The sequence below is a fragment of the Mesorhizobium sp. M7A.F.Ca.US.014.04.1.1 genome, assembly GCF_003998745.1.
Classification (GTDB): domain Bacteria; phylum Pseudomonadota; class Alphaproteobacteria; order Rhizobiales; family Rhizobiaceae; genus Mesorhizobium; species Mesorhizobium ciceri.
Genome location: NZ_RZRW01000228.1, coordinates 1 through 8,652, shown reverse-complemented (window position 1 = coordinate 8,652; position 8,652 = coordinate 1). Strand labels below are relative to the sequence as shown.

The following is an 8,652-nucleotide window of genomic DNA, read 5'->3' as shown; positions in this document are numbered from 1 at the left end:
CCTCGATGCGATTTCTTCCTGGTGGGTCGTCACCCACGGCCATCGCCACCCCCGCATCATGAAGGCCATCGAGACGACCGCCTCGAGCCTCGACCAGATCATCTTCGCGGGCTTCACCCACGAGCCGGCCGAACGGCTGGCCGAGGCGCTTGTAGGCATCGCACCCGCCGGCCTCCACCGGGTGTTCTATTCCGACAGTGGCTCGACCTCAGTCGAAGTCGCGCTGAAGATGGCGCTCGGCTATTTCCGTAACATCGGCGCGTCGCGTTCGCGCATCGCCGTCATGGAGCACAGCTATCATGGCGACACCATCGGCACGATGAGCGTCGGCGCCCGTGGCGTCTTCAACGCCGCCTATGAGCCTTTGCTGTTCGAGGTCGACACCATCCCCTTCCCGGCCGCCGGGCGCGAGCAGGAAACGCTGGATCGGTTCGAGGCCGTTAGCCGCGACCGGCGCGCAGCCGCGCTGATCGTCGAGCCGCTGGTGCTTGGCGCCGGCGGCATGCTGATGTATCCGGCCTGGGTTCTTGCCGAATTGAAGAGGATCGCCGAAGCCTCCGGCACGCTCGTGATCGCCGATGAAGTGATGACCGGCTGGGGGCGCACCGGAACCATGTTTGCCTGCGAACAGGCGTCCGTCTCGCCCGACATCTTGTGCACCTCGAAAGGTCTGACCGGTGGTACCATCCCGCTGGCCGCCACGATCGCCACCGATGCCATCTTCCACGCTCACTTTTCGGAGGATCGCAAGAAGACGTTTTTCCATTCGAGCTCCTACACCGCCAATCCGATCGCCTGCGCGGCAGCACTTGCCAATGTCGAGATCTGGCGTGACGAGCCGGTGGCCGAGCGGATCGCGGTCTTGAGCGCGAGGCAGGCCGCGGGGCTGCAACGCTTCCGGGACAATCCATATTTCACCGACTGCCGGACAACCGGCACCATCGCGGCACTCGACCTACGCACCGGCTCAGCCGGTTATCTGGCCGAGATCGGGCCAAAACTGCGCGCTTTTTTCCTTGAGCGCGGCCTGTTGGTGCGCCCGCTCGGCAATGTCCTCTATCTTCTGCCGCCCTATTGCATCACCAGCGACGAATTGGACGGGCTCTATGACGCGATAGAGGAGGCCGGCGAACGCTTCGGCTCGCGGCCATGAACCTATCGTCGCGCGTTCTCGGCTTCGGCCATCATGCGCCGACGCGCAAGGTCGAGAACCCGGAAATCGAAGACCGGCTCGGGCTTGAGCCCGGCTGGATCGAGCGGCGCACCGGAATTCGCTCGCGCTTCTGGGCAACAGACGAAGACACGCTGTCGGGCCTTGCCGCCTCTGCCGGCGACATGGCGCTGACCAATGCCGGTATCGACCGCGGCGACGTCGGTCTACTCTTGCTCGCCACGTCGACGCCCGATCACCTTCTGCCGCCAAGCGCGCCGCTGGTCGCACATCGGCTGGGGCTAGGCCGCGCCGGAGCGATCGACCTGACCGGCGCCTGCGCCGGCTTCATCTATGCGCTGATGTTCGCCGACGGGTTCCCCCGCCTGCACGGCAAAGCGAGCCTTGTCATCGCCGCCAACATCCTCAGCCACCGCATCAATTTGGCCGAGCGCGCCAGCGCCGTGCTGTTTGCCGATGCCGCCGGCGCCATGGTGATCAGTCCTTGCGATGACCCGGATCGAGGCATTCTCGGCGCTTCGGTGGATTCCGACGGCTCGCGCTACGGGCTAATCCAGATTCCCGCCGGGGGAAGCAACACTCCGTTCCATGCCGACCTCGACCTCGCGCAGACACGGATGACGATCACTGACGGCCGTGAAGTATTCAGCAAGGCCGTGGAGATGATGACCGCCTGCTCGAGAGATGCGCTCACTGCTGCCCGACTGAGGCCGCAAGACCTCGATCGTTTCGTGCCGCATCAGGCCAATGCGCGCATTTTCGACGCGGTCGGCAGGAACCTCGGCATCGCTGATCACTCGATCGTCAAGACGATCGCCGAATATGGCAACTCTTCCGCCGCGACGATCCCGCTCTCATTGTCGCTGGCCCATCGGGCGCAGCCGTTTCGGCCTGGCGAGAAAGTCCTCTTGGCGGCAGCGGGTGCGGGTCTCAGCGGCGGCGCGCTTGTGGTGGGAATTTAGCAAAGCAATGCTTGCGCACAGGACTGCTCATGAATGAGACTATGAGAATGGCTCAATACGCAAATAGTCGCCGGCAAGCTCCATAGAGCTGGGGTCCGTGCGGTGCTCCGCGATGTCTAAGTATCGACCCGCTTGCTCAAATCGCAGCGCTCATCGAAGGCCAGCAATACCTCATGCAGAGCGAAAATCCCCAACCGCCCGTTTCAAAGACGCTCGCCCCATTTCGAAACAAGGTGTTTCGCTCAATTTGGGCGGCCACCCAGATTTCCAGCCTCGGTTGGCTAGTGCAAACGGTCGCCATCAGTTGGCTTATGGCAACGATTTCAGCGTCCGACCTCATGGTGGCACTCGTCCAGGCCGCATCCACATTGCCGGTGTTCTTCCTCTCAGTTTTCGCCGGAGCCATTGCCGACAACTTCAGCCGCCGGTGGGTGATGTTTGCGGGACACTGCCTGATAGCATCGGCGTCGACGACGCTGATGATTTCTGTGGGTCTGGGATTTGTCAGTCCTTGGCTGATTCTCGGGTTAGGTTTCCTGGCCGGCTGCGGCTTTGCCTTGAATGATCCGGCTTGGCACGCTTCGGTCGGCGATATCCTTCACAAACGCGACATTCCGGCCGCAGTGACGCTTATGTCCGTCGGATACAACATTGTGCGCAGCGTTGGTCCAGCCTTGGGGGGCGTGATCCTGGCCGTCTTTGGGCCGCTGGCCGCTTTCGCCTTGGCTGCGGTGAGTGATCTGGCGCCCATAAGCGCGATATGGCGCACCAAATGGGAGGTCCGCTCTTCGCCTCTCCCTCGTGAGAGAATGACGACGGCAATTCATGACGGAGTGCGCTTTACGGCGATGTCTTTGGAGATCAGGGCAGCGACCGCCCGAGCCGCTCTTTTCGGGTTGGCAAGCATCTCCATTCTGGCGTTGCTCCCCCTCGTCGTCCGGGATCAGTTGAAGAGTGGGCCAATTGTCTACGGTATCTTATTGGCCGGCTTCGGCATGGGTGCTTTCATCGCGGGTATGGGCAACGGCTTCTTGAGGAAGGTCACGTCTCAAAACAGGCTGGTGGCCTTCGCCTCTGTGGCTTGTGCAGTCTGTTGCCTCTCCCTTGCCCTTACATCGTCGCTTCCTGTGGCGGCCATTTCGCTGGCGCTCGGCGGAGCGGGTTGGCTTATCACCTGGACGGGCATTGACGTGTCGGTGCAGTTGGCAAGCCCAAGGTGGGTTGTAGGCCGCACGCTCTCCATTTACTACGCCTTGAGCGCAGGCGGTATGGCTGCTGGCAGCTGGATCTGGGGTTCTGTCGCGCAAAACTATTCCTTGACCTCAGCATTGGAGGGCGCCGCAGGCGCTCTGTTGCTGGTTGCAGCAGCGGGGATCGTGTTGCCGGTCCGTCCCTGGGAAGAAACCGATCAAGAAAGTTCAGTTTTTCATCCGCCGGACGTGGCTCTCGATCTGAAACCCAGAAGTGGCCCTATCGTGGCCAAGGTCGAGTATTTGATATCGGAGGAAAATATCGAGGCCTTTCTGGGCTCCATGCGCACGCGGCGACACGTCCAGAGCCGTGCCGGTGCACGAAACTGGACGCTCCAGCGAAATCTGCAAACACCGTCACTTTGGACGGAGACATTCCGCACCCCCACCTGGATGGACTTTCTCCGCCTAAATCATCGACTCACCGCAGCAGATAAGGAAGTCGCCCAGCATCTCCTGTCACTGCATGAAGGAGAGGTGCCTCCGCAGACAGTGCTTTCGATTGAACGGACGACCGAGGCAATTCGTACCCGTACCTCGACAATCTTTTCTCGTCCTCCAAGATGACGCCATCAAGCTGCTGTCCAGGGACAGGGTGGATCACCGGTGCTTTGCAGAGCACAGCCTCACACCGAGAGCAGCGTGCTCCGGGTTGTGCGCTTTCGCGCGCACCCAGGCGAGATGATGGTGAACGCGGCGTCAAGTGGAAGTCCCCTGCATACGCTTGCGGAGTCTTCTGCGAGAGCCCATGCCGACGAGCGCCAAACAAGGTCTGATGCCTTTCGGCGTCGTGGCCTCAACTCATCGATTCGCGAGAAAAGCATCGAATGCAGCAGCAACGGCGCGAACAACAAAGCGGTGCTCCGGCCGCACGCGGATGAAGCCGTTTTCGACGTCCAGGATCCCCTCCTCAGCCAGCGTCACCAAACTCTCAACTGAATCGAGAAAACGAGCTGGTTCGATTTCGTGGGCGGCACAGATGGTCGGCACGTCGGCCTCCAAATCGCACATCAGTCGCTCGATGATCGCTGCGCGCACCCGGTCATCGTCGGTCAGACGGTGACCCTTTGATGTCGCCAGACGTCCACTTGCGATGTGCCGGGCGTAAGAATCCCGTGTTACTTCGTTCTGAACATACCCCTCGCGGACTCGGCCAATAGCCGACGCGCCGAAGCCGATCACGTTTTGCAAGTATCGGCCGAGTATCCCAGCGAATTACGCCGTAGGCGCCCGGTCTTCTGGCGCTAGCGCAAGTTCGTCGTCCGGCGGAGCGAAATGATCGAGCCCGATCTCCCGGTAGCCAGCGCCAACCAGTGTCTCGGCGACAGTTGCAGCCTGTTCGGCGCGAAGATCGCCGTCCGGTAGACCTGCCTGCTCGATTAGGCGCTGATTCTTTATCACGGAAGGAATATGCGCGTATCCGAACACCGCAAGCCGGTTGGGGCGCATGGCGACCGCAGCCATCGCGGTCTGGATGCAGGACTGCACAGTCTGTTTCGGTAGACCGAAGATGAGGTCGAAGTTGATATGGCCAACGCCATGCCGGCGGAGATTTTGGACTGCAGCGGCCGTCTGCACCTTACTCTGGATCCGATTGATCGCCTTTGCACATCGGGATCAAAGCTCTGCATCCGATGCTCGCGCGGTTGACACCGTTAGCTGCCAGGGCTTCGGCCATTTCCGGTGTGAACGTTCGGGGATCGATCTCCACGGCGATCGCAGCAGTTTTGCTGAAAGCGAAGTGGCGGCGTAGAAATTCCATCAGCGCCAAGTGCTCGGCTGGCCCGATAAGGTGAGGCGTTCCGCCGCCGAAATGCACATCGCTCACCGGCAGCCCTTGCCGCACTTGCTCCGACACCAAACTGATCTCCTGACGCAGCACCGCTAAATAATTAAGGATCGGGCCGTTGCGACGGATGACCGCGGTAGGGAAGCCGCAATACCAGCACATGGATCGGCAAAACGGAATGTGGAAATAGAGCGACACCGATTCGTCGGCCGGGAGGCCCCCCAGCCATTCCTCATAATCGTCAGCACCAACTGCCGCAGAGAAGTCTGGCACAGTCGGATAGATGGTATACCAAGGCGGCCGGGGGTCCCGGTACTTTGTCAGGATTGAGGTGTGCAAGGAGCTGTCATCCCACGTCGCTCATCCATCATTCTTTCGTTGCGCGCTCGTCCTGGTCTCTGACCTAAGTCAGTGCGTCCCGCTTATGTCGCAGTCTCGTTTGGACAGGATGGGGTCAACCACGCCGGGGAGCGCGCGTGCCATGGTTGCGCCTGAGGTGATGGTGCGGTGCCGCATTCAACGTCTGAGTACGTGACGCCAGTGCAGTGTGCTTGAGGCGTCTGCGGAAGAACTTTGCAATGCGAAATTCATGTCCGACGCAACGGACCTGTCAAGCCTCGTTCAGACGCCATCCAGGTCCAGCCAGCGGCCTTCCCTGCCGGCCGAAAAACCATACCGGCTTTAGCCACCGAGACGCTCTAAAGCTGACGTCGGCTCATTTGATGAAAGGAGGACGCCGCTAGGGGGTGCACAAGGTTCCCCGGCTTGACGTCGCTTCGAGCGAAGAGCGGTGTGGCTTGTCGTCAAGCGCCGGGCAGCGTGCCCCCTACCGATATCCCGAAAAGATCGACCAAGATGGCCATGCCGACGCCACACGCGGTCTGGATGAGGCCGACCATGAAAATGCGATTGGCGCGTTCGTAGATGGGGCGCCGCAAGGAACTCATGTCGAGCAGCATGGACAGCGCTCTCATCTGCAGTGCGATGCCGAGCAGGATCGGCACTACGGCGAACAGATCGTAGAGTTGCCATGGCAAGGGGTTCGCGGCCCAATGAGTGAGGAAGCCGAGGGAAAAGGCAAGCAGGATACCCACGGCAGTGATTGTGCCGTTGCGGAAAATGGTCTCGATCGGTTCTTCCTTCGGATCGTGCTCGTCCAAGCGGCTTCCTTTCGTTGCTCTTTCCGTCGAGACTAAGTTCTCGAGAATACTGTTCATCGCCAATTACTCGAGGCGAGCCGTAGGCAGCCGTTTCAGGGTGCGCTCCCTCTCGCTTCCGGCCGCGCAATGTACCTGCACGGCGAACTTACAGCGGCGAAAAGGTGCTGCGGCCACCATGCGACGCCTCGGACGTGCACGCCCTCTGTTCCTGGCGCAGCCCTTGCGGAGCGTACGCGCAGTGATCCTTCTCGGTAGCGGATGGCGCGGCCTCCGTTGCGGTCAGACGGGAAGCCGTCGCTGTTAAACGAGACTGTCACATATCGAACATGGCGAACCGTGTCGCACATTTCTTTTCGCAGTGACCCTCAAAAAAAGTGATTCCAGCGAGACGAAGGCGCGTCGGCCCGATTTTGGTGTCGGCCGCATCTACGCTTCAGGTTGGCATGTCGCTTGCTGCTCTATTCGGAGAGCTGCAGCGGTCCGACCGGAGTGTTTCACATGTAAACGATAATGAATCTCCTAGCAGAAAACACTATTATAAGTACATGTGGCTTTTACGCTGGCTCACCTCTCGTGTCAAGCGCTTTGGCGTCCACATATTGGAGACAACACGCACAAAATTTAGAGGAAAAGCTTGCTCTTTCGCCTCTATCCTTTTTATTCCTTCATGGAGATCTAGACATGTACATCAAGAGTCCTCTTCTCGGCTTAACTGCTCTGATGACCATTTCCGTCGGTCGAGCAGCTGGCGCCGAGCGGGAACCGGCCGAGTACATCAAGATCTGCGACGTCCTCGGCTCGGGATATTCCTATATTCCCAACACCGAGACCTGCCTGCGCATCGGCGGCTATGTCCGTTACGATATCGGCCTGGGTGACGTCCGATCGTATGACAGCGCAAGAACCTCGGACGTGAGAACTGGCGAGGACCAAGGCACTTGGCGAAACAGCACACGCTTCACGTTCAAAACTTGGACCGGCCAGCAGACCGAGCTCGGCGCGTTGACGACCTATACCGAAACCCAGGTGAATTTTGGCAACAGCGCTAACTCGCATGACAGTCCTCAGAACTATGATTTCAACAGCGGCCTCGCACTGGCTTCTGCCTGGGTCGAGCTGGGAGGCCTGCGAGTTGGCAAGGAGGGGTCGGCCTTCGATACGTTTGCAAGCTACGCTGGCAACGTTCTCGATAGTATGCTCGTTCCGTCGGCCGGCTTCGACACCAACGTGGCTCAGTACCACTTCGACGCCGGCAACGGCATTTCGACTGTGATTTCGCTCGAACAAGGATCGGGCTCAGCCGGTACTATCGACAGCTATATTCCGCACGTTGTCGCCGGCTTGAAATACACGCAAGGCTGGGGCTCGATCATCGGCGTCGCGGCTTATGACAGCAATTACGAAGCTTTTGCCGGCAAGATCCGCGTCGACGTCGCTGTCACAAACCAGCTGTCGCTGTTTGGACTCTTCGGCTACGGTTCCAATGCCAGTCTCAACGAGGACTCAAACGGCGCAATTGCCAATCATGGGCGCGGCTCGTACAAAATCTGGAACGGCCAGTGGGCTTTCTGGGCGGGCGCCACCTACGAGTTTGACGAGAAAACTTCGTTCAACCTTCAGGTCTCGGGTGATCAGCTCAAGGATGCTGGTGTGGCTGCAAACGTCGCCTACATGGTCGTTCCCGGCTTCACGGTCACAGCCGAGGTCGATTACGACCACTACGGCAACTCTGGCCTCGGCCCTGCCGAGCCTACCGCCGTCAAGGGCACGAGCAAGCCGAACAGCGTCGGCGGCATTCTCCGCTTACAAGGCTCATTTTGAAATCTCTCCAGTCGCGAGCATGGCAAAGGCACTTGCCTCGACAACGCACGCATGGAGAGCTTCGTTCGCCATCTTGAAGTCTGCATCGACCGTCCACGGCCCATCGTACCAACTAGAAACTGAAAGTTATGAGCCCTGTGTACTACACCTAGCCCTTGACCTGCCCGATGAACCGGCCAGGGGCCGTCAGTTCAAATTCGGGGCCGTTTAGAGGGCAGTGTGAGGCCGTGTTAGGTAAGCGCCACTGCAATGTCGAGGCCGCGACACGCCTGTCGCTTTGGACGGCTGGAATTGCCCTTCGCGGCGCCATTCATTCTCTCAACATTTACGTGATAATGCACGCTGAGTCCGAGCCGCGTGGCAGCACCCATCCTAGGTGTGAGCTTTCGAGAGGTTGTCCATTCGGACCGGACCGAGGAGACTGGAGTTACCACGCTTCAGCATCCATCGGAGGGTCCGAATGAACATCCACAAGAATGCCCGTCTCACACCGCTGCGT

The 8,652-nt window shown here is 59.8% G+C and carries 5 protein-coding genes and 1 pseudogene; 4 read left to right on the top strand and 2 right to left on the bottom strand.

Features of this window, described 5'->3' with window-relative positions:
• From EOA22_RS16680 to EOA22_RS16670, 3 genes are all read left to right on the top strand, one after another.
• Window positions 1–1,153 (top strand): adenosylmethionine--8-amino-7-oxononanoate transaminase (locus EOA22_RS16680; RefSeq protein WP_127390091.1); only part of this gene is annotated, 1,153 nt, incomplete at its 5' end.
• On the top strand, window positions 1,150–2,133 hold the full coding sequence (locus EOA22_RS16675) for a beta-ketoacyl-ACP synthase III (RefSeq protein ID WP_127390090.1): 984 nt from the start codon (window positions 1,150–1,152) through the stop codon (window positions 2,131–2,133). The genes EOA22_RS16680 and EOA22_RS16675, both read left to right, overlap by 4 nt.
• Before the next feature lie 173 nt (window positions 2,134–2,306).
• On the top strand, window positions 2,307–3,950 hold the full coding sequence (locus EOA22_RS16670) for an MFS transporter (RefSeq protein WP_063169257.1): 1,644 nt from the start codon (window positions 2,307–2,309) through the stop codon (window positions 3,948–3,950).
• Window positions 3,951–4,184: 234 nt separating this feature from the next.
• On the opposite strand, the pseudogene hemN reads toward EOA22_RS16670, so the two are convergent.
• Together hemN and EOA22_RS16660 are read right to left on the bottom strand one after the other, a co-directional pair.
• Window positions 4,185–5,511: pseudogene (gene hemN / locus EOA22_RS16665) on the bottom strand (oxygen-independent coproporphyrinogen III oxidase).
• Between the two features lie 464 nt (window positions 5,512–5,975).
• Window positions 5,976–6,332: a hypothetical protein gene (locus EOA22_RS16660; RefSeq protein ID WP_024505577.1), complete on the bottom strand. Its 357-nt coding sequence runs from the start codon at window positions 6,330–6,332 to the stop codon at window positions 5,976–5,978.
• 681 nt (window positions 6,333–7,013) lie between these two features.
• Here EOA22_RS16660 and EOA22_RS16655 point away from each other — a divergent pair.
• Window positions 7,014–8,153 (top strand): porin, encoded by a 1,140-nt coding sequence (locus tag EOA22_RS16655; protein WP_063169258.1) that lies wholly within the window; start codon window positions 7,014–7,016, stop codon window positions 8,151–8,153.
• Window positions 8,154–8,652 lie beyond the last annotated feature (499 nt).